General features: G+C 32.6%; 22 protein-coding genes, 1 other RNA gene and 1 pseudogene. 12 read left to right on the forward strand and 12 right to left on the reverse strand.

Going from position 1 to position 19,699, the window contains the following annotated elements; genetic code table 11:
* The 5 genes from GJV76_RS10725 to GJV76_RS10745 all read right to left on the reverse strand — a co-directional run bounded on the left by GJV76_RS10725 (position 1) and on the right by GJV76_RS10745 (position 2,705).
* Positions 1-402, reverse strand: a complete 402-nt coding sequence (locus tag GJV76_RS10725; protein WP_155092616.1) for a DUF4377 domain-containing protein — start codon at positions 400-402, stop codon at positions 1-3.
* Positions 403-517: 115 nt separating this feature from the next.
* Positions 518-709, reverse strand: coding sequence for a hypothetical protein (locus GJV76_RS10730; RefSeq protein WP_155092617.1), 192 nt, complete (start codon positions 707-709; stop codon positions 518-520).
* 358 nt (positions 710-1,067) lie between these two features.
* Positions 1,068-1,733, reverse strand: a complete 666-nt coding sequence (mnmD, locus tag GJV76_RS10735) for a tRNA (5-methylaminomethyl-2-thiouridine)(34)-methyltransferase MnmD (protein ID WP_155092618.1) — start codon at positions 1,731-1,733, stop codon at positions 1,068-1,070.
* Positions 1,730-2,191 (reverse strand): hypothetical protein, encoded by a 462-nt coding sequence (locus GJV76_RS10740; RefSeq protein WP_230381536.1) that lies wholly within the window; start codon positions 2,189-2,191, stop codon positions 1,730-1,732. The genes mnmD and GJV76_RS10740 overlap by 4 nt, the downstream gene beginning before the upstream one ends.
* Entirely contained in the window at positions 2,181-2,705 is a 525-nt protein-coding gene (locus tag GJV76_RS10745) for a DUF4920 domain-containing protein (RefSeq protein ID WP_155092619.1), read from the reverse strand. The genes GJV76_RS10740 and GJV76_RS10745 overlap by 11 nt, the downstream gene beginning before the upstream one ends.
* 263 nt (positions 2,706-2,968) lie before the next feature.
* Between GJV76_RS10745 and GJV76_RS10750 the strand changes: the two genes are divergently transcribed.
* Both GJV76_RS10750 and GJV76_RS10760 read left to right on the forward strand, forming a co-directional pair.
* On the forward strand, positions 2,969-4,042 hold the full coding sequence (locus GJV76_RS10750; RefSeq protein ID WP_155092620.1) for a branched-chain amino acid aminotransferase: 1,074 nt from the start codon (positions 2,969-2,971) through the stop codon (positions 4,040-4,042).
* A gap of 314 nt (positions 4,043-4,356) precedes the next feature.
* Complete coding sequence (locus GJV76_RS10760; RefSeq protein WP_155092622.1) at positions 4,357-5,358, forward strand: SRPBCC family protein; 1,002 nt, start codon at positions 4,357-4,359, stop codon at positions 5,356-5,358.
* Positions 5,359-5,434: 76 nt separating this feature from the next.
* Here GJV76_RS10760 and kdsB read toward each other — a convergent pair whose 3' ends face one another.
* Together kdsB and GJV76_RS10770 are read right to left on the reverse strand one after the other, a co-directional pair.
* Complete coding sequence (gene kdsB / locus GJV76_RS10765; RefSeq protein ID WP_155092623.1) at positions 5,435-6,184, reverse strand: 3-deoxy-manno-octulosonate cytidylyltransferase; 750 nt, start codon at positions 6,182-6,184, stop codon at positions 5,435-5,437.
* Positions 6,185-6,375: 191 nt separating this feature from the next.
* Positions 6,376-7,809 (reverse strand): ATP-dependent DNA helicase, encoded by a 1,434-nt coding sequence (locus GJV76_RS10770; RefSeq protein WP_155092624.1) that lies wholly within the window; start codon positions 7,807-7,809, stop codon positions 6,376-6,378.
* 207 nt (positions 7,810-8,016) lie between these two features.
* Here GJV76_RS10770 and GJV76_RS10775 point away from each other — a divergent pair, with 207 nt between their 5' ends.
* Positions 8,017-8,808: a DUF3822 family protein gene (locus GJV76_RS10775; RefSeq protein ID WP_155092625.1), complete on the forward strand. Its 792-nt coding sequence runs from the start codon at positions 8,017-8,019 to the stop codon at positions 8,806-8,808.
* Positions 8,805-9,416 carry an RsmD family RNA methyltransferase gene (locus GJV76_RS10780; RefSeq protein WP_155092626.1) on the forward strand — a complete coding sequence of 204 codons (612 nt, stop codon included), beginning with the start codon at positions 8,805-8,807 and terminating at the stop codon, positions 9,414-9,416. The genes GJV76_RS10775 and GJV76_RS10780 overlap by 4 nt, the downstream gene beginning before the upstream one ends.
* Before the next feature lie 102 nt (positions 9,417-9,518).
* Here GJV76_RS10780 and rnpB read toward each other — a convergent pair.
* An RNA gene (rnpB, locus tag GJV76_RS10785) (RNase P RNA component class A) lies at positions 9,519-9,838 on the reverse strand.
* A 267-nt stretch (positions 9,839-10,105) separates the two neighbouring features.
* Between rnpB and murQ the strand changes: the two genes are divergently transcribed.
* The 4 genes from murQ to GJV76_RS10805 are packed head-to-tail and all read left to right on the forward strand — an operon-like array spanning position 10,106 to position 12,364.
* The gene (gene murQ, locus GJV76_RS10790) at positions 10,106-10,918 is read left to right on the forward strand and encodes an N-acetylmuramic acid 6-phosphate etherase (protein ID WP_160339472.1); all 813 of its coding nucleotides are present in this window, start codon (positions 10,106-10,108) and stop codon (positions 10,916-10,918) included.
* 4 nt (positions 10,919-10,922) lie between these two features.
* A complete protein-coding gene (locus tag GJV76_RS10795) occupies positions 10,923-11,153 on the forward strand; it encodes a DUF6095 family protein (protein WP_155092627.1) in 231 nt (76 codons plus the stop codon).
* A gap of 7 nt (positions 11,154-11,160) precedes the next feature.
* Positions 11,161-11,550, forward strand: coding sequence for a DNA topoisomerase IV (locus tag GJV76_RS10800; protein WP_155092628.1), 390 nt, complete (start codon positions 11,161-11,163; stop codon positions 11,548-11,550).
* Between the two features lie 25 nt (positions 11,551-11,575).
* Complete coding sequence (locus GJV76_RS10805) at positions 11,576-12,364, forward strand: TerC family protein (protein ID WP_155092629.1); 789 nt, start codon at positions 11,576-11,578, stop codon at positions 12,362-12,364.
* Positions 12,365-12,405: 41 nt separating this feature from the next.
* Here the strand turns inward: GJV76_RS10805 and GJV76_RS10810 are convergent, their stop codons facing one another.
* On the reverse strand, positions 12,406-13,092 hold the full coding sequence (locus GJV76_RS10810) for a TrmH family RNA methyltransferase (RefSeq protein WP_155092630.1): 687 nt from the start codon (positions 13,090-13,092) through the stop codon (positions 12,406-12,408).
* Between the two features lie 39 nt (positions 13,093-13,131).
* Here GJV76_RS10810 and GJV76_RS10815 point away from each other — a divergent pair, with 39 nt between their 5' ends.
* Both GJV76_RS10815 and GJV76_RS10820 read left to right on the forward strand, forming a co-directional pair.
* On the forward strand, positions 13,132-13,812 hold the full coding sequence (locus GJV76_RS10815) for an SIR2 family NAD-dependent protein deacylase (protein WP_155092631.1): 681 nt from the start codon (positions 13,132-13,134) through the stop codon (positions 13,810-13,812).
* A 64-nt stretch (positions 13,813-13,876) separates the two neighbouring features.
* Positions 13,877-14,278 (forward strand): hypothetical protein, encoded by a 402-nt coding sequence (locus GJV76_RS10820; protein WP_155092632.1) that lies wholly within the window; start codon positions 13,877-13,879, stop codon positions 14,276-14,278.
* 41 nt (positions 14,279-14,319) lie between these two features.
* Here the strand turns inward: GJV76_RS10820 and GJV76_RS10825 are convergent, their stop codons facing one another.
* Positions 14,320-14,553 (reverse strand): hypothetical protein, encoded by a 234-nt coding sequence (locus GJV76_RS10825; protein WP_155092633.1) that lies wholly within the window; start codon positions 14,551-14,553, stop codon positions 14,320-14,322.
* Between the two features lie 6 nt (positions 14,554-14,559).
* Entirely contained in the window at positions 14,560-15,705 is a 1,146-nt protein-coding gene (locus tag GJV76_RS10830) for a THUMP domain-containing class I SAM-dependent RNA methyltransferase (RefSeq protein WP_160339474.1), read from the reverse strand.
* Positions 15,706-15,813: 108 nt separating this feature from the next.
* On the opposite strand from GJV76_RS10830, the gene GJV76_RS10835 reads away from it, so the two are divergent.
* Positions 15,814-16,545, forward strand: coding sequence for a class I SAM-dependent DNA methyltransferase (locus tag GJV76_RS10835; protein WP_155092635.1), 732 nt, complete (start codon positions 15,814-15,816; stop codon positions 16,543-16,545).
* A 4-nt stretch (positions 16,546-16,549) separates the two neighbouring features.
* Entirely contained in the window at positions 16,550-17,281 is a 732-nt protein-coding gene (locus tag GJV76_RS10840; protein WP_155092636.1) for a ZIP family metal transporter, read from the forward strand.
* A gap of 1,079 nt (positions 17,282-18,360) precedes the next feature.
* Here the strand turns inward: GJV76_RS10840 and GJV76_RS15725 are convergent.
* Positions 18,361-19,699, reverse strand: a pseudogene (locus GJV76_RS15725) (hypothetical protein); the annotation flags it as partial.

Here is a 19,699-nt window from a genome sequence, read left to right on the forward strand (position 1 = left end):
TTAATTCTTTTTTATTTTAGAAATTTCTCTCACTAAAATATAGCGTATGGATGAACCATCTGCAGGGGGATTAGCTACAGTTTCTCTTTTAATTTCTAAACTATATTCATACCCTGGCTCATAAGTAAAACCTTCTATTGGATCGTACATCAATTCCCACGGCATATCCTCCGTTTCTCTAACCAAAAGGCACTTCATCTCAGCTACACCTGCACAATCTGCTTTTTCACTTGCGATAAATAATGTAACAATATCTTCTAACTCATCTGTAGTCAATTCTTCTTGCACAAGAGTTTCTTCGATTAAATCTTCAGCAACTTTAGCTTCATTTTTATGTTCTGTCTTACAACTTGCAAAAAAAACAGAAGCAGTGGCTATTACTCCTACTATAACTTTATTCATTCTTTATTACTTCTAAAATTTAAACCTCGTAAAAATACACAAACTATAAAGTAGAACAAAACAGCTAACGCATAAAAAAAGGCTTATTTCCAAAAAAGAAATAAGCCTTTCCAAACTATAAACTAAATTCAATTGATTCCTTCAACTCTGGTTTCATCTCGACATACTCTCCTACCCATTGATGTAATCTTTCTAAATCATAAGGCAATAACGTCGTTGTTGCCTTTTTTAACTCCTTATTAAATAGGGTTGAATCAAAACTCACATTGTGTAATACTGTTTTGACATAATTCAACTCAACTTCCATAACTACTTTTATTTAAAAAACTATAACATGACAAATATATACACATTAACATATTAAATCAATAAATAAAAATTAAAAAGTTAAATATTGCGATTTTTATAAATCAATTTCACTATTATAACATATAATACACTATATATTAACTATCACGTAAATTCTATACATGAATACACACATTTAAAACTCTTTTGTCTACGTCATAAAATGACGATAGCAAAGCATCTTAGAATATCATCTAATAAAAGACCGTTTGCAAGGCAAGTTTCCAAAAGAATTTGTTGCATAAAAAAAGGTAGATTCGATTAAAACCTACCTTTCTACTGAAGACTCAACGTCTCTATACCTTCTTTAATATTCTTTATCGCTTATAGGCAATTACCATTTCTCTCTTACCTGGTGGACCAGGTACTTTCTCAATCTCAAACCCAACTTTCTTCATTGTTCGATTAATAACTCCCCTACAAGCATAAGTCGTCAATACACCTCCTATTTTAAGACAAGCATACATTTTTGCAAAAATTTCTTCGGACCACAGATCTGGTTGATAAGGATAGCCAAATGCATCAAAGTAAATGAGATCATATCTATTGCTTTCAAGTTCTTGAAGTTCGAATTTATTAAGCATTTTAAACAACGTGAAATCAGGAGTAATAATCTGCTCAATATCCCAAGATACCTCATGAAGCTTTCGATAAACAACTTTATCTTCTGCTTGTTCTGCTAAAGAAAAGTAATTCAACGCCTCCAATTCTGTATCGGAAACTGGAAAAGCCTCAATAGTATGGTAAGCAACCTTTGCTTTGCCTTTCGCTTCTAAATAAGTCAAATAAGCATTTAACCCAGTACCAAATCCCATTTCTAAAATAGCAACCTGCTCCTTATCTATTACTTTTTGTAATCCGTGCTTTATATAGACGTGCTTTGCTTCCTGTACTGCTCCGTATATAGAGTGATAAGTTTCACCCCAATCTTCCATCTGGATTGAAGTTGAACCATCCTCTGTTGTTATAACTTTTCGCTTCATTTAATCAATAACTTTTGAATACGCGGAATAGGTCCTCCACATTTCTTCTTGTGACAAGTTAAACAAGAGTTAACAACTGCATTAAAGTTTTCAACAGCATTGGCTCTGTTACTTTGAAATAATACACGTTCCAATTTTAAAAACTGTTCTGCTTGTTCTATAAAAAAGAAATCCTTGTCAGTGGGGTCAGTAAGCTCGGCTGTTAGTAAATCATTGTGTAGTTCGGGAAAATCACCCAAATCCAATGAATCTCCACCTTCTTTTATAATTTGCTTCACTTGATTCATTTGTCCATACATCTGCTCCATTAAGGCCGCCATAGGAGATAAATTATACATCTCAAATTTAGTTTTCTCTACTGAAGCTTGCTTTGATGGGCCGTTTTCTACTTCCTTTTTGTCATTACAACTAATCAAAAGTAGCATAAAACACAAAAAAGATAAATACTTATTCCACATTTGGCTTCTCGTTTTTAATAGCAATACCATCAGCTAAAAAGCCATAAGTAATTTTAGGTTCCACGATCTTTGCAATATCTTCTTCCGTTTTTCCAGCATCCTTTGCATAGTGTTTTAACTCGTCAACAGATATAATCGAAACAAAAGCTTTTCCATTCACAACAACTTCATGTCCACTTGCATTCATTGGAGCAAAGAACCCATAATCTTTAAACTTGACGAAGCTCTTTTTATCATGACCCAGGTCAAGGCTAATCCAACATCCTTTTTTCTGACAAACTTCATTAATATTAGAAGCAAACTTCACCTGAACTGTATCGCCTTTCTGCATTGTTTGATATTGAGAATAAATGTATTCTTTATCTTTCAACTCATCAGTAAGAGCAAACTTTTCTCCAAAAAAGGCAAAGTCATTTTCGTTTAAAACAACTGCTGTTTCAGGTGTTTCAACTTTTCCCTTACACGCCGTAAAAACAGTTGCACCAATTAAAACTAAAAAAGCTAATTTTTTCATATTTTATACCTTATTAAATAGACATAAGACAAAAGTACTTCAAAAAAATAAATTAAAAACAATTCAATACGCTACACAAAACTCACATATTATTATAATTTCAGTAAATAATTCTAATTAAACAATAATTACTACATCATTTTAGATAAAGTTCAACAAGACACGAATAATCCTTTATATTTTTGATAAATTTGCAATGTCTTGCTTATTTTTATAAATTGCATGACATAACCAGAAATAGACAATCGTAAAACATTAAAATAATGAGTTTAGAAACAACTGCTGGCATTTCTATCCAAAAAGTAGAAAAGTCTAAAATAGGTTCAATCGACTTTGAAAACGTAAAATTCGGTTCAGTATTCACAGACCACATGTTAGTTTGCCACTACAAAGATGGTAAATGGGGACAAGTAGAAATCAAACCTTATGGACCAATGTCATTTGAGCCATCAGTTAATGTATTCCACTATGGACAAGCTATCTTTGAAGGAATGAAAGCTTACAAAGATGAAAATGATAAAGTTTGGTTATTTAGACCAAGAGAAAACTGGGCTCGTTTTAACAAATCAGCAGAGCGTTTAGCAATGCCTCAAATTGATGAAGCTCGTTTTGTTGATGGATTGAAAGCTTTATTGCAATTAGATCAAGAATGGGTAAGAAAAGGAGAAGGAAATGCTCTTTATATTCGTCCTTTTATGATAGGAACACACCCAGGTGTAGTAGCAGGACCATCTTCAGAATTTATGTTCTGTATCATCCTTTCGCCTGCACGTACATATTATTCAGGTAAAGTAAAAGTTCAAATCGCTGAACACTATAGCCGTGCTGCAAATGGTGGAGTAGGATCAACAAAATGCTCTGGAAACTATGCTGGACAATTCTACCCAACAAAATTGGCTCAAGAAGCAGGGTACCAACAAGTTATTTGGACAGATGACACTACACATACAAAATTAGAAGAAGCTGGTACTATGAACGTATTCTTCAGAATTGGAGATACTTTAATCACAGCTCCTACTAGTGAAAGAATCTTGGATGGTGTGACTAGAAAAAGTTTAATTGCTATTGCTGAAAGCAAAGGAATTAAAGTTGAAGTGAAGTCAATTGTAGTTCAAGACTTATTAGATGCTCAAGCAAAAGGAGAATTAAAAGAAATTTTTGGAGCTGGAACAGCTGTAACTGTTGGTCAAATTGAAGGATTTGCTTACCAAGACAAATACTACCAATTACCAGAAATTGCAAATGAAAATTCTTATGCTATTCAATTAAAAACAGCATTACAAGGAATTCAACAAAAACACATTGAGGATACATTTGGATGGACTGAAACTATCTAATTTTTCTCAATAAATACAGTATTTTAAAACGGCAGAACTTTCTGCCGTTTTTTATATCTAATATTACATGCTTTTCCCTATTTTTGTAAAAATTACTAATTATGTTTACTGAAGGTCAAATTAAATTCGCAATCTTTTTCATTGTAACCTTTGCCATTGTTTTAATCATTGTCTATCGCAAAGATCTAAAACTGCATAAAGTTTATTATAAGAATAGATTATGGGTACTACTTGCTTTTTTTGCTTTTATAGGCTCATTATTCTTACTTAAAAACGTATTAAAATAAAATCAATGCTTTTTAAATGAAACAGTCATGAAAATATTCAAATACTTCTTATTGTTAATCTTACTTGGTGCAATTTCACTTACAGTATTTATTTTAACTCAAAGTCCTACTTTCAAAGTAGAACAAAAGTTTACTGTAGATGCCCCCAAAGAAGTAGTATATGAATATATAGAAAATTTAGATTTATGGTCTGACTGGATTGACATTCAAAAACAAGGTAATGGTATATATGATATATCTATTGACAATATTGGAAGTTTCCCTATCAAAGAAGAATATAAACATCCCTATGACAGTTTGTCCCAAGATATTTTATACGATGATAAAATTTCCAATATCTTTTGGTCATTTAAAAACAACAAGAATAAAACAGATATTAATTTTACCTTTCAAGGTCGTCTGGATTTAAAGACAAAATTAATTACTTTCTTTCAAGGAAACCCAAATCAAGTTGTTTCTTCTTCTATTGAAAAGAACATAAATAATCTCATTGTTTACTTTTTGAAACAATACAAAGATTACAAAATCGAAGTAAGAGGTAAAAAAAGGATTAAGAACACTAATTATATATCTTTCTATAAAGAATCTACTTTAGGAACACTAAATATTGATATCAATAAGGCTTATACTAATATTAAGCATTTTTTAGACCAAAACAACATTGAAGTTGTAGATAAACCATTCTTAATATTACAAAAAGACATCAACAGAGATCACCTGACTTACGAATTTGCTATTCCCATTAAAGAAACGTTATTCCTGACAGAGAATGATCTTTTTAAATTTGGAGTTCTTCAATCTCAAGACTACTTTGATACGAGTTTAGAAGGGTATTATTCACACTTAGGAGAAGTATTTCTCAAAACTAATGTGGAATTAAACAAACTCGACTACAACAGAGATCGTTCTAAAAACTTAATTATCTTCTTAGAAAATTCAGTTATTGATACGCGTTTCCCTGCTCAATGGAAAACAGTTATTAAAACACCTGTTGTTAAAGCTCCTGAAAATATTAATACGGCTTATTAAAACAAAGTATATCATACAAAAAGGGATAGTTATAAAAAAATAACTATCCCTTTTTGTCTATTCTTCCTATCGTTGCTTAATATCCTAAACTTGGATTATCTTTCAACATTTTTATAGCTTTTTCTAAATCTTCAAAAGTATCAATTCCAATTCCAACGTGATTTGTCTTAGCCATTTTGATGCGTTTACCATACTCTAAATAACGCAATTGCTCTAATTTTTCAGAGGCTTCTAAGAACTTCATTGGCAAAGTAGTAAACTCAAGCAAAGCTTGTTTTCTAAAGGCGTAAATCCCGATATGTTGATAATATTGTACACCCGCATTCTTTTCTCTTGGATATGGAATTACAGATCTTGAGAAATAAAGGGCTGTATTAGATTCATCTACGACCACTTTGACGTTATTTGGGTTCTCTATTACCTGCCAGTCATCAATTGGAGTCATTAAAGAAGCTAAATCGACTTGTTTCTGCTTGTCTTCTTTAAAAATAGCAATCAAACTCTCTAAATTGCTTTTATTGATAAAGGGTTCGTCTCCTTGTACATTGATGATAATATCTGCATCAATATCCTTTACAGCTTCGGCTATTCGATCACTACCACTCTCATGCTGCTTGATACTCATAACAGCCTTTCCCCCATTATTAACTATCTCATTATAAATAAGCTCTGAATCTGTTGCAACAAAAACATCATCAAACAAATTAGTGTGTATTGTTGCTTCATATGTTCTTCTAATCACTGTTTTCCCACACAAATCTTGCATCAATTTGGCCGGGAAACGCGTTGAAGCATATCTTGCTGGAATTACGGCTATAATTTTCATTTCTATTATTCTTGTTTACCTTCCAAAGGTAAGAAAAAGCACCTCATTAAAATTCATTGAAATAACTATATAAGCAATTTTTTATCAATTGTAGAATTTGTAAAACTGATCACTTACTATAAGTACTGTTTAGAATATTTATTGCCTGTATTTTCAATTACCTATAGAAGTTCAAAAGATTACACAAAGAACTATTCTCCTATGAAGAACTCATCCTTAAACCCTATTAAATACAATTTATCCTTTGCACGAGTCATAGCTGTATATAGCCAACGAATATACTCTGGTGAGATTCCATCTGGCAAATAGGGCTGTTCTATAAAAACAGTTTCCCATTGACCACCTTGTGACTTATGGCAAGTGATAGCATAGGAAAACTTTACCTGTAATGCATTGAAATACTCGTTTTCCTTTACCTTCTGAACCATTTTATACTTAGAAATTTCATCTTGATAGTCTAACATTACTTGCTGATAAAAGTAGTTTTGCTGTTCGTAAGTTAAGGCAGGAGATTCACTTGTTAAAGTATCTAACAAAACGATCGTATCAAAACTCTTCATATCAGGATAATCAATCATTCGTACGCGAACATTGGCAAACCTAAACCCATATAGTTCTATCGTCTTATATATTTCGAGCACTTCAATAATATCTCCATTGGCTATAAAATCTGTTATCGTTGAATCCTTTAGCCAATAATAATTATTCTTAACAACCATGAGCAAATCACCACTGGAAATTTCACTTTCTTTATCCAAAATCCGAGCTCTTATCTGTTGATTATAGGCATTTGCACGCTTATTAGATCTCACAATAAAAGCAGTTTCTTCTGGCCCACTATTTGAATACGAGGAATAAATAGCATCTTGAATATCGTAACCATCGACTAATCTAACGATATCTTTAAAGCCTTTTACATCAAACTGAAAAGTATCAAAAAAAGCAGTATCTAATAGTGATCGCAACTCTGTAGCATTATACAAAATACCTGAATCCTCCTCTTGACGCATTACTTCATCTAATTCAATATACTGTACATCCATATTAAACTGAAACCCCAATTGATCGATATCCAAAGCAGGACTTACTTGCATGTTCACTGGGGGCAACTGAGCGGAATCTCCAATGAGAATCAACTTACAGTTTATACCTGAATACACATAATAGATTAAATCATCCAAGAGAGAACCATGAGGATACATATTACTATCAGAAGCGCTCATATCTCCAATCATAGAGGCTTCATCAACAATAAATATGGTGTTTTTGTGTCGATTATTTCGCATGGTGTATCTCATACCGCCACCGCTATTACTTGGCTTTGGGTAGTAGATGTGCTTGTGAATAGTAAAGGCTGGTCTTTGCGAATAGTTGCTTATTACCTTAGCAGCCCTACCAGTTGGTGCAAGCATCACCGCAAACTTATTGATCATCTTGAGCTCATTTACTACACTTGACAATAAAGTAGTCTTACCTGTCCCAGCATACCCTTTCAAGACAAACAATTGATCATCTTTGTCATTTGTAACAAACTCAGCTATCTTTTGCAAAAAGACATCTTGTTTTAAGGTTAATTCATAAGGAAATCTATCGCGAAGCAGTCGGTAAAACTGTTGTCCAATCATAGTTAAAGCTTTTTCTGTATTGCCTGTAAAGATACCATGCTTTTTAGGGACAAACTAAATTTCACCTAAAAAACTCCATAGCAAGAGCTATAATGTACTTTAAAACATTCAAATAAAGTAAGCCTTCAAATTTGTAAAGTATAAACCTCATTTCATCTTAAATGCTTAAATTTGCTTTTTTATAATCATACATCATAATCAATCGCGATGGCAAGAAATAATCAGAAATTAGTGATACAAGCTTCTTTAAACAAATTTTCATTTGTTATTAAGAATCTATTATCTCATGAGATTACTTATTTTGCTTCTGAAGCAATTACCCATAAGAAAAGCTTTGAAGAGCAACTTGAACGCTTTTTTGAGAAGTATGATCAATTATCAGAAAAATACGACGAAGTACTTGTTCTTCACGACAGTACTCTCAACACCTTTGTACCTAAATCGCTATTTAAAGAAGAATTGATGGGTGCCTATCTACAGTACAATACCAAAGTATTCACCACAGACTTCTTTGCATTTGATGAAGTGAGTAATTACGATTTTAACAACGTATATATTCCCTTTATCGATCTGAATAACTTCTTATTAGACAAATATGGTACATTTACATATCAAAATATAAATACAGGACTTGTTCAACTTTTACTACCTAAAAGTAAAAAGGAAACAACGACCGCTGTTTATACATATTTAAAAAAGGATCGCTTCGAAATTGTCGTTGCCAAAAACAACAAACTACTGTTGTTTAACTCTTTTCAGTACAATAGCCCTGAAGATTTTATTTACTACGTTTTATTTACCTATGAACAATTGAATCTTGATCCAAATCTAATTCCTATTTACTTGCTTGGAAGAGTCGATCAAGACGATCATGTATACCAGCAAGCTTATACTTTCATCAAAGAAGTCCACGTGATAAATGAACACGCATTTATTGCAGAAGGCCTACTTCTACATTATCAAGTACCTAAACAACATTATATATTATTCCATTCATGAGAATTATATCCGGAAAATTAAAAGGAAGACGAATTAATCCTCCTAAAAACCTACCTGTTCGACCTACAACTGATATGTCGAAAGAAGCCTTATTTAATATCCTAAATCACCATTTCAATTTTAGTGAATTAACTATCTTAGATTTATTTGCTGGTACTGGTAATATCAGTTATGAGTTCGCCTCACGAGGAGCCGAATCTATTGTGAGTGTAGATGGTGACTATGGCTGTGTCAATTTCATCAAGAAAACAGCAAAAGAATTTGATTTAAATATAGTTCCTTTTAAAGCAGATGTATTCAAGTTTATTGAAAAACACAAAACCTCTTACGATATTGTATTTGCTGATCCTCCATATGACTTCACACAAGAACAATTCGAGAAAATAGTCACAGATATCTTGAATTTGGAATTAATAAGTGAAGATGGAATGCTAATAATAGAACACTCTAAATTCACTAAATTGGAACACTTGCCACACTTCTCATTTGAGAAAAGTTATGGAGGTTCAGTTTTCACATTCTTTGAATTTGAACAAGAAGAAATAGAAGATGACGAGGATGAGAGTGAATATGACGAAGAAGATACTTGGGATAGAGAAGAAGAATAGTTTACCCTAACTTATAATACAAAAAAGAGAGCTAACAGATTATAAATGTTAACTCTCTTCTTTATAATACATCCGCCTGTTTACTAAACGGATTTCTTTTAAAAAAAATGCAGACCTATAAGCCGGATTCTGTAAATACTCAAAAAAGTATCCCCTTATCATTTATCTAGGCCATCAATTACTCAATGGCTCCATCTGCCTACCCCTAAAGCATCGGACGAGTCGCCCTCAAACGCTAAATATACATGGCATTTCACCGCATAGAGTTTACCTGGTTTCACTACAGCATTACCTGTACATACTTTCTGTTGCACTTGTCCTCATAGCAAAGCTACGGATGGGTGTTACCCATTATGCTACCCTGTGGTGTCCGGACTTTCCTCCCGCTTTATAATAAAGCCGACGATAAGGCAGTCTGCATAAGTCGGCAAAAGTACTATTTTATTTAACATAACAGCTATACTATATCTTTTTTTACTTGTACTTTTCGTTAAACCTTTGTCAAAGCAAGTTTTAATCAATAGAGATTTATTATACAATACTCTCTTTCACTTATAATTACACAGTAAACAATCGCAACTATCTCTTGTTCTATGATTTCTGCTCATTTTCATTTTTGATAACTATTTTTTAATCTGCGATATAAAAGTATTTTAAGTATTTTTGCTTAAATCATTTTAAAATCTAAAGTGGAATTTACAAAAATAACAGAACAAGCATCTGTGCATAATGACTTAGAAAAAAAGTCAATAAGTGAGCTTTTACACATCATCAATGAAGAAGATCACAGCGTACCTATGGCAATAAAAAAAGCATTACCTCAAATTGAAAATGCAATTAAGCAAGTCGTATTCCAACTAAAAAAAGGAGGAAGACTATTTTATATTGGAGCAGGAACTTCTGGTCGACTTGGTATTTTAGACGCTTCCGAATGCCCTCCCACTTATGGCGTTTCTCCAGATTTAGTAATTGGAATCATAGCTGGTGGAGATTATGCTATTCGTCATGCAGTTGAAAATGCAGAAGACAATCTTAACCAAGGTTGGTTAGATCTTCAATCTCATCAAATAAACAATAACGACATTGTAGTTGGCATTGCAGCATCAGGTACTACCCCTTATGTTATTAATGCTTTAAAGATGTGTAATACTCATGATATTCCCACGGTAAGTATTTCTTGTAATCCCAATAGCCCACTTAGTCAAAGTTCAAAATTCCCTATTGAAGTGATTGTTGGACCCGAAGTAATCACAGGAAGTTCAAGAATGAAAGCAGGCACAGCCCAGAAATTAGTATTAAATATGATTTCTACTACTACAATGATTCAATTGGGAAAAGTAAAAGGAAACAAAATGGTAGATATGAAAATGACGAATGCTAAGCTTATCCAAAGGGGAATACAAATGCTTGTTGAAGAACTACAGGTTTCCGAACAAGAGGCTAAAAGTCTATTAGAAAAACACCAAAATGTCCGAAAGGCAATCATTCAATACAAAAAATAATATAATGGAACAAAAACACACTGACCGTAAATTACTCTTTAAAGGCGTCAAATACTTGGCAGCTACCTTCCCAATGTTCTTTATTGGTCCTGTTCTAATTAATACATCTTTAAAAAATCAAGATCACCCATATTTCTACTTAGTTTTTGGGTTAGGATGCCTTGTATGCGTAGGGTCTATGCTATTGTTTTTTAAAGGTTTGCAAACAATAATGAAATCACTATTTGGAAAATAACAACAATATGAAATCAAAATTAATCTACTTTATTTTACCATTAACAGCAATTGTTGCAACTTCTTGTTATAAACAAGAACGCAATTGCAAAGACTTTAAAACAGGTAAATTTGAATTTACTGCAGAAGTAGATGGTGAAAAGAAAACATCTACGTTTATTCGCACGCAAGAGTACGAAATAGAAACCTTTGAAGGAAAGACAGATACTTCAAGTATTCGTTGGGTCAATGATTGTGAGTATATATTGCAAAAGCTACACCCAAAAAACATGGCTGAGAAAAAGGCAGTGACTATGAAAATCATTACTACAGATGGCAACTCATGTGTATTTGAGTATGGAATAGTAGGTGATGCAAGAAAAGAGAGAGGAACTCTTGTCAAAGTAGGAGAATTATAATTGCTAATTCACATATAAAATAGAAATGGAAGTACTTTTTACAGCTGATGCTATAGTCGCCTTTATTACCCTAACATTCTTAGAGATAGTCTTAGGGATTGACAACGTAATATTTATTTCGATTGTTACAGGTAAGTTACCTGAAAATCAAAGAAAAAAAGCAACGCAAATAGGGTTATTTTTAGCAATGTTCATGCGTATCGCTTTACTATTTGGTGTATCATGGCTTATCGCAATGAAAAAACCTCTTTTCTCCATTGACTGGGGATGGTTTAGTGCCAGTTTCAATGGTCAAGCCCTTATTCTTTTATTAGGGGGTATTTTCTTAATCTATAAGTCAACTAAAGAAATACATGAGAAAGTTAGCCATGTACAACACAATGAACCTGTAGATGAAAAAGATTCAGCAAAGAAAATAGCTGTAAAAAGTTTTGGAAATATTTTAATTCAAATCCTAATGATTGATATTATCTTCTCTATAGATAGTATCTTGACTGCTGTTGGTATGACCAATGGAATACAAGGAGCTTTGTACATTATGATTGCTGCTGTAATTGTATCCGTTGCAGTAATGATGATCTTCGCAGTACCAGTAGGTAATTTTGTTAATAGAAACCCTTCTATACAAATACTCGCATTATCCTTTTTGATTCTAATAGGCTTTATGTTAACAACAGAGAGTATGCATATCTCTCATGCTGTCTTAGCTGGCCAGGAAGTTGGAGCCGTTCCTAAGGGATATTTGTACTTTGCAATTGCATTCTCACTTGTAGTGGAATTTATTAATATGAAAATTAGAAGAAAAACAACATAATATCAAAGGGAGGTAGTTTTCACTACCTCCCTTTATTTATACTATAATTCTTGTTTTTGTTCTAAGAAACGCGCTGTAACGAAATCGATGTCTTTAATTGATTTTCGTGCCCAATCTATTCTCTTCTCAATTAACTCTGCTTCGGTCAATTGCCAACTGACATTTGACTGACGAATACGAGTGGTAAGATTTTGAATAATAACAGCTGCCGAAACAGAGATATTTAAACTCTCTGTAAAACCAACCATTGGTATTTTAATATACGCATCTGCTTGTTCAATTATTTCTGGAGATAATCCAGTTTTCTCAGTACCAAAAAAGATAGCTGAGGGCTTAGTGATATCGAAATCTTCTAAGTGATTTGCCTCAACATGGGGTGTAGTAGCTACAATCTGATATCCTTTTGACTTTACATCATCGATACTACTTTGAACTGTACTATACCTGTGAATGTCTACCCATTTTTCTGCTCCTAAAGCAATTTCTTTATCTATTCTCTTTCCAAACTTTTGCTCTATAACTCTTAATTCTTGTACTCCAAAAACTTCGCAACTACGCATTACTGCACTCGTATTGTGTAACTGATATACATCCTCCGCGACTACTGTAATATGTTTGGTTCTATTGACAAGAACTTCCTTGAATCGCTCTACTCTACTTTCAGTCAAGAAAGACTCTAAGTATTCTAAATATTCAAGATCCTGAAATAGCTTTTTTGAAATATTCATTCTATTTTTATTTTTTTGAAACACAAAGGTAATAATATTATGCAAAAACGATTAGTAGTACTTAGTGGAGCGGGAATTAGCGCTGAGAGCGGCATAAAAACTTTTAGAGATGCTGATGGATTATGGGAAGGGCATGACGTAATGGATGTTGCATCCCCACAAGGGTGGATTCGCAATAAAGAACTCGTATTAAAATTCTATAACGACCGAAGACGACAACTTTTGAGTTGTCAACCTAATCAAGCACACCAGCTATTAGTTGAGTTAGAAAAAGATTACAATGTATCTATCATTACTCAAAATGTCGATGACTTACATGAAAGAGCTGGTAGTAAAGATGTTTTACATTTACACGGCGAATTGCTCAAAGTTCGCAGTGAAGAAGATGAAACATTAGTATATCCTTGGACAGGAGATCTATTGGCTTCAGACCAAAATGACAAAGGACATAAATTAAGACCCCATATTGTTTGGTTTGGAGAAATGGTCCCAGAATTAGAACGAGCAATACCAATTGTTGAACAAGCAGATATTATCCTTATCATAGGTACCTCTCTTCAAGTTTATCCTGCTGCTTCTTTAATTAATTACGCCAACGAAAATGCCAAAGTATATTATATTGATCCCAATCCAGCAATGACAAACTCCTTTAGGCATCACATTACAGTTATCGCTGAAAAAGCGAGTACAGGTGTTCATGCTTTTATTAATCTGCTGTGAATTACTTTGTGCTTTACTTATTTTTTGTATTTTAGATTTTACTAATCAACTAACTTTAATAAACATGAAAAAAGTCTTAACCTTATTTCTATTGACAGCAATAAGTTTGACAAGCTGCTCGTCTGATGATAACAAAGGAGAAACAGAGCATTCTAATATCTCTTTCTCTAACGTAAACTTCAATGATAAAGCTCCAGGAGAAACCGTTATTCTTGAAGGAAAAGGACTTGACCCTGAACAAGAAAGCAAGTATAAAATTATTTTTAGAAAGCAAACAACAGCACCTAAGCTATCCACCAGAGCATTACCTCCAGATAACAGCTTTGAAACCGTAGATGCGGTAATCTATAGGGTAACAACTACATCTGTAGAGTTTAATATACCAAAGGAAGCAACAAATGGCGAAGTTATATTTCGAGATGGTAAGTTCGACTTACGTTTAACAAACTACAATTACAAAAAATAATAAAAAAACACCCGATAAGCATTACTTATCGGGTGTCTGTTTTAATTTAAAACTTTAATTTTCTTTAAAAAGATCCAACGTACACAGATTTTATCTCCTTGATCTGTTTTGAATACTTTAAACTGCGGAGCTAAAATGGTTGCTACAACTGCACTAATCACAGGCAACCATAGCCCTTGCAAATCAGTAAAATAAGACAATCCAAGTCTTGCCAAAACAAACAGAATTGCAAAACTAACGAACTGTAATAAAATGGTTTTAGTACCTACTCCCATGTTTTTTTATTTATCATTAATATACTTCCCTTTTTTACTTCCTTCATATAATTCATACTTTACCAAGCGAGACTCTAATTTACCATTAAATAATTTAATCTTTCTCGAAGGTCTTAGACCAACATATTTCAATGCTTCTATATTTCCAGTAATAAACCAAGCCTCTGTTCCAGGGTATCCTTGTTTTAAAGTATCTCCTATTTCTCTGTAAAAGCGTTCCAAATTAATATCAAGACGCTCACCATAAGGAGGATTAAAGACCATGTGTAAAGGTCCTTCTGTCTCTTTTTTCGTGTCAAAGAAGTTCTCCTCTTTGATGTCTATATATTCTTCTAAATTAGCATTTCTAACGTTGTCTTTTGCTTTCATTACAGCAGAAGGTGCTTTATCATAGCCTTTTATTGTATAGTGAAACTCTCTCACTCTTTTGAGCAAAGACTCTTGAACCTTATCAAATAAATCAGCATCCCAATCATTCCAACGTTCAAATGCAAACTCTTTTCTATTGATATTGGCAGGGATATTACAAGCAATCATTGCAGCTTCTGTCAATATAGTACCTGATCCACACATCGGATCAATGAAATCTGTTCTACCATCCCATCCTGACATCAATAGCATTCCAGCAGCTAAAACTTCATTAATCGGAGCAATATTCGTTGCTGTTTTATATCCTCTTTGGTGCAAAGAAGCTCCAGAAGAATCAAGAGAAACAGTACACATATCTTTTTGAATGTGAACGTTAATTCTCAAGTCAGGAAAATCTTTGTCGATACTTGGGCGTTTGCCAAACTCATTTCTAAATTGATCAACGATAGCATCTTTTGATTTTAAAGCTACAAATAATGAGTTATTAAAATTGTCAGAAAACACAGTTGAATCAATTACAAAAGTTTGATTTGCACTAAGGTATTCACTCCAGTCGATACTTTGTATTCCCTTATATAAATTAGCTTCGTTATAGACAGCAAATTGTTTTATAGGCTTTAATATCTTTAAGGCAGTTCGCAAGGCCAAATTGGCTTTATACATAAAGCCTTTATCACCAACAAAGCTTACCATTCTCACTCCTTGTTGAACATTCATTGCACCTAATAACTGTAATTCTTTAGCTAAAGTTTCTTCGAAACCAAAGAAAGTCTTAGCTACCATTTTAAAATTTCCCATCTTGAATTTATATTTAGGAATAATTTGTTTACTCTAATTAATCCACAAAAATAAAGTAAATTTGTAGGCTAATAAAAAATTTAAACTAAAACTATGTCTAAAGAGAACAAAGCTTGGTATGCTTCTTGGTTTGACACGGAGTATTATCATACTTTATACAAAGATAGAGATTATGAAGAGGCGCAATTATTAATTGATAATCTGGCACATTACTTAAACTTACCAGAGGATGCAAAAGTACTTGATTTAGCATGTGGTAAAGGAAGACATTCTATTTACTTAAACAAATTAGGATACGATGTAACAGGAGTAGATCTTTCAGAAAATAGTATTAATGCAGCAAAAGAATTTGAAAATGAAAAACTTCATTTCAGTGTGCATGATATGAGAGAAGATCTCACTCAAAAGTACGATGCTATATTAAACTTATTTACAAGCTTTGGTTATTTTGCGGATGAAAAAGACAACGCTAAAGCTTTAAAAGCGATTCAAAACAGTTTAACAGATTATGGATTAGCTGTAATAGATTTTATGAATGTCGATAAAGTAATCCCAAATTTGATTCCTCAAGAGACAAAAGAGGTAGATGGTATCACTTTTGACATTAAAAGAAAATACGAAGATGGTTTCATCATAAAAAATATAGAATTTGATGCAGATGGACAACATCATCAATACACAGAAAAAGTAAAGGCATTACGACTTGAAGATTTTGAAAAAATGATGGAAGAAAATGATATTTACCTTCTTGATGTATTTGGAGATTACAAACTTAAAAAATTCTATAAAAAAGAGTCAGATCGTTTAATTATGATTTTCAAATAAGCCAATGGTTTTTATAGTACCCTTTATAGCGGTCATTGTAGGATACCTAATAGCGGTTCTCCTACAGCCCAAAAACAAAAAGCACCTAAAGCTACTTATGGCTTTTAGTGGTTCATTTCTATTGACGTTGACTGTAACACATCTACTTCCTGACGTTTACAGCTATGGAATAGAAGATCAAGCTCATCAGCATTTAGCTGATGCACATGGGCATGGACATGCCCACAATGGCAATACGACAATCGGCTTTTTCATTATGATTGGTATTGTATTTCAAATTGTATTAGAATACTTTTCGAAAGGAGCTGAACACGGACATGTACATGCACACGACAAATTAGACAAGATCCCTTGGTTATTGTTTATCAGTTTGTGCATACATGCTCTATTTGAAGGAATGCCAGTGAGTCAACATCATGAATTAGCTTGGGGAATAGCGATACATCACTTGCCAATTGCGGTAATACTTACTGCCTTTTTTATTAATGGTGAAATGAATAAAAAGTCTATTTTATTCTTTATGCTTGTTTTTGCTGCGATGACACCTTTGGGTACTTTAATATCAGGTGAAATTACCTTCTTGACTCATTATTATGCTGAAATATCAGCAATTGTAGTTGGTATCCTATTCCATATATCTTCTACAATTATTTTTGAAAGCAATGAAGATCATAAGTTTAATATAAATAAATTAGTTGCAATTATCTTAGGTGTGATTGCCGCCTATTTTATCTAACTTATTTCTTCAGTAAAATATAGAAGTCGATAGTAAAAATTTACCATCGACTTTTTTTATCTTATGATTAAAGCTCAAAGTTTCGATTATATTATTCAAATTAATATAATATGAATTCAACTTAAGCCAGTAGTCTATTTTCATCAAAAATATTGTAAATACAATACGTTTAGAGCTTTTGTTTTGTATGTTTAACTTGGCACAAACAATTCAGTTCACCCCTTTAATCTTTTAGCAATCACATTTTTCTTCTAATATAGATTAGCAAGTAATAAAATCTGTGAGTTCATTGCGTTTTCTTGACTTTAATACTTAATGAACGCTCTTGGCGAACGTTTTATTCTAATAATCAAACTTACGTGAACTTAGCTTTCTTGTAATAATCTAATAAGTAAAGTAAAAGCACATAAAAAAATTGGAAAAACAGAATCATAAAATATCATTGTCAAAAATAGTTACTTAAAAAAAACTATTGATTACCCATTTCTATCTATAACCAACCCTTTACTCTATTCCAATTTAATAGGGAGTTGCTTGAGATTTTCTTGCACCTTTCTTGCACCTTTCTTCGAGAAAAGTGCCTTCTTGGCAAGGAAACCCCCAAGAATCCCCCAGCAAACCCGAACAAAGTGCAAGCTAAGACACTTAATAAAACATCAATTAAACTTTCCTTCCTTTTAACTTGGTCTTCAACATCAGTGATTTAGTGATAAGTAACATCGATATATTTTAGGATTGAATATTGGTAAATTATTACCTAAAAAACACTCATTCTATTTCATTCTATACTTATATCGAACTCAAGTTATTATAAGTAAATCTAACTAAGCCCTTAAGTACCATTGGTCGAGCATCTATTCTCCATAAAAAGACCAAAGATCCTATAATTAATAATAAATACTAAGCCATTATTCTATTACATCAAAGAAAAAAGTACTTGAAAACTAAAACTTTAAAAGTCATATCTCTCTATGAAGATCTCTCGTACTTTACGATCTTTACCAATGAGAATAAAAAAAAGCGACATCTAATTAAATTAGATGTCGCTTTACTAATAAATAGAGTGAATAACTAAGTTACTATTTTGATAATTTACCTTCCAGAGCTTTTAATCTTGCTTCCATTTGATCAACTTGATTCTGCAAACTATTAATTTGCTCTTGTTGTTCAATTGTGTGTAAGTACAGCTCTTCAATTTTTTCTAACTGTTGAATTGACAACTCAGTAAAATCAATCATATACTTACCATCTTCTGATTTAGTTACTTCCGATATTTTTGTAACACCTGGTAAGTGATTGTATTTTTCAACAAATTCTTTAACGTAATCAAGAGATTTAAACTCATAGGTCAAATTCAAATCAGATGCACCTGTAAAGTACTTTTCAAATACGTAATCCGCATAAATAGAACTTCCTGAGAAGAACTTACCTGAAATTACCACATCTCCATCAACAGACAACTTAGTCTTAGTTGATTTCGGATTAGTTAATAAAGTATTCCCACCAATTGCAACTGTACCTGTATGAGCAATATTATCACTGTCAAGTTTAGCTATATTTGCAGATCCTTGTACTAACCAAGGATTCTTCGCATCATTTGCTATCATTTGTGTAATATTAACCCTCTTTTCATCTTCATCATTTACAACAACTAAAACAACATCACCCGCATCATCAATCACTGTAACTTTACTACCTTCCGTCTTCATAGTGTTCTTGATAATTTCTTCAAGTAAACTATAATTATCCCCTTGATTAATGATTGTTTTAAATGTATCTGCAACATCTTGAGTAACAGCTATTTTATGTGTATTACCAGACTCATCAACATAATCGTAATCAATTACATTTCCTTTAGTATTATCTGGTAATGTTACTTCAGTAGTATTCTTGGTTAAACCAGTTACGGTTTCTAAGAATGTACCCGCCTCAGCTTTTCCATTATTAAACGTAAATCCAACACCTTTTTTATCTACTTTACTAGCTGCAGTATTAGTTATACTTGCTAATGGAGCTTGTTGGTTCACAATATTCTCAATCAACTGTTTATTTCCATCTTTATTCAAAACTGTCTTAAATGTCTTAGAAATATCTTCTGTAACATTTAATGAATGCGTATTGGTTGACTCATCAGTATATTTATAAACAACAGCATCTCCTTGAGTAGTGTCATCTAATGTTACTGTTACAGTCTCTGACAATATATCTGTTACAGTTTCTAAGAATGTACCTGCCTCAGCTTTTCCATTATTAAAAGTAAAACCAGCACCTTTTTTATCTGCTTTAATAGCTGTCGTATTGGTTATACTACCATAATTTTGAACACGTTGAATTTCTGTAGTCAAATCTAATGCTTCTGTTTTATCTCCATCTTTATAAGAAATTGTGATATTTCCAGTTGTAGCATCTTTAGAAACA

Origin of the sequence: Myroides albus (assembly GCF_009711045.1) — a bacterium.
GTDB classification, from domain to species: Bacteria; Bacteroidota; Bacteroidia; order Flavobacteriales; family Flavobacteriaceae; genus Flavobacterium; species Flavobacterium album_A.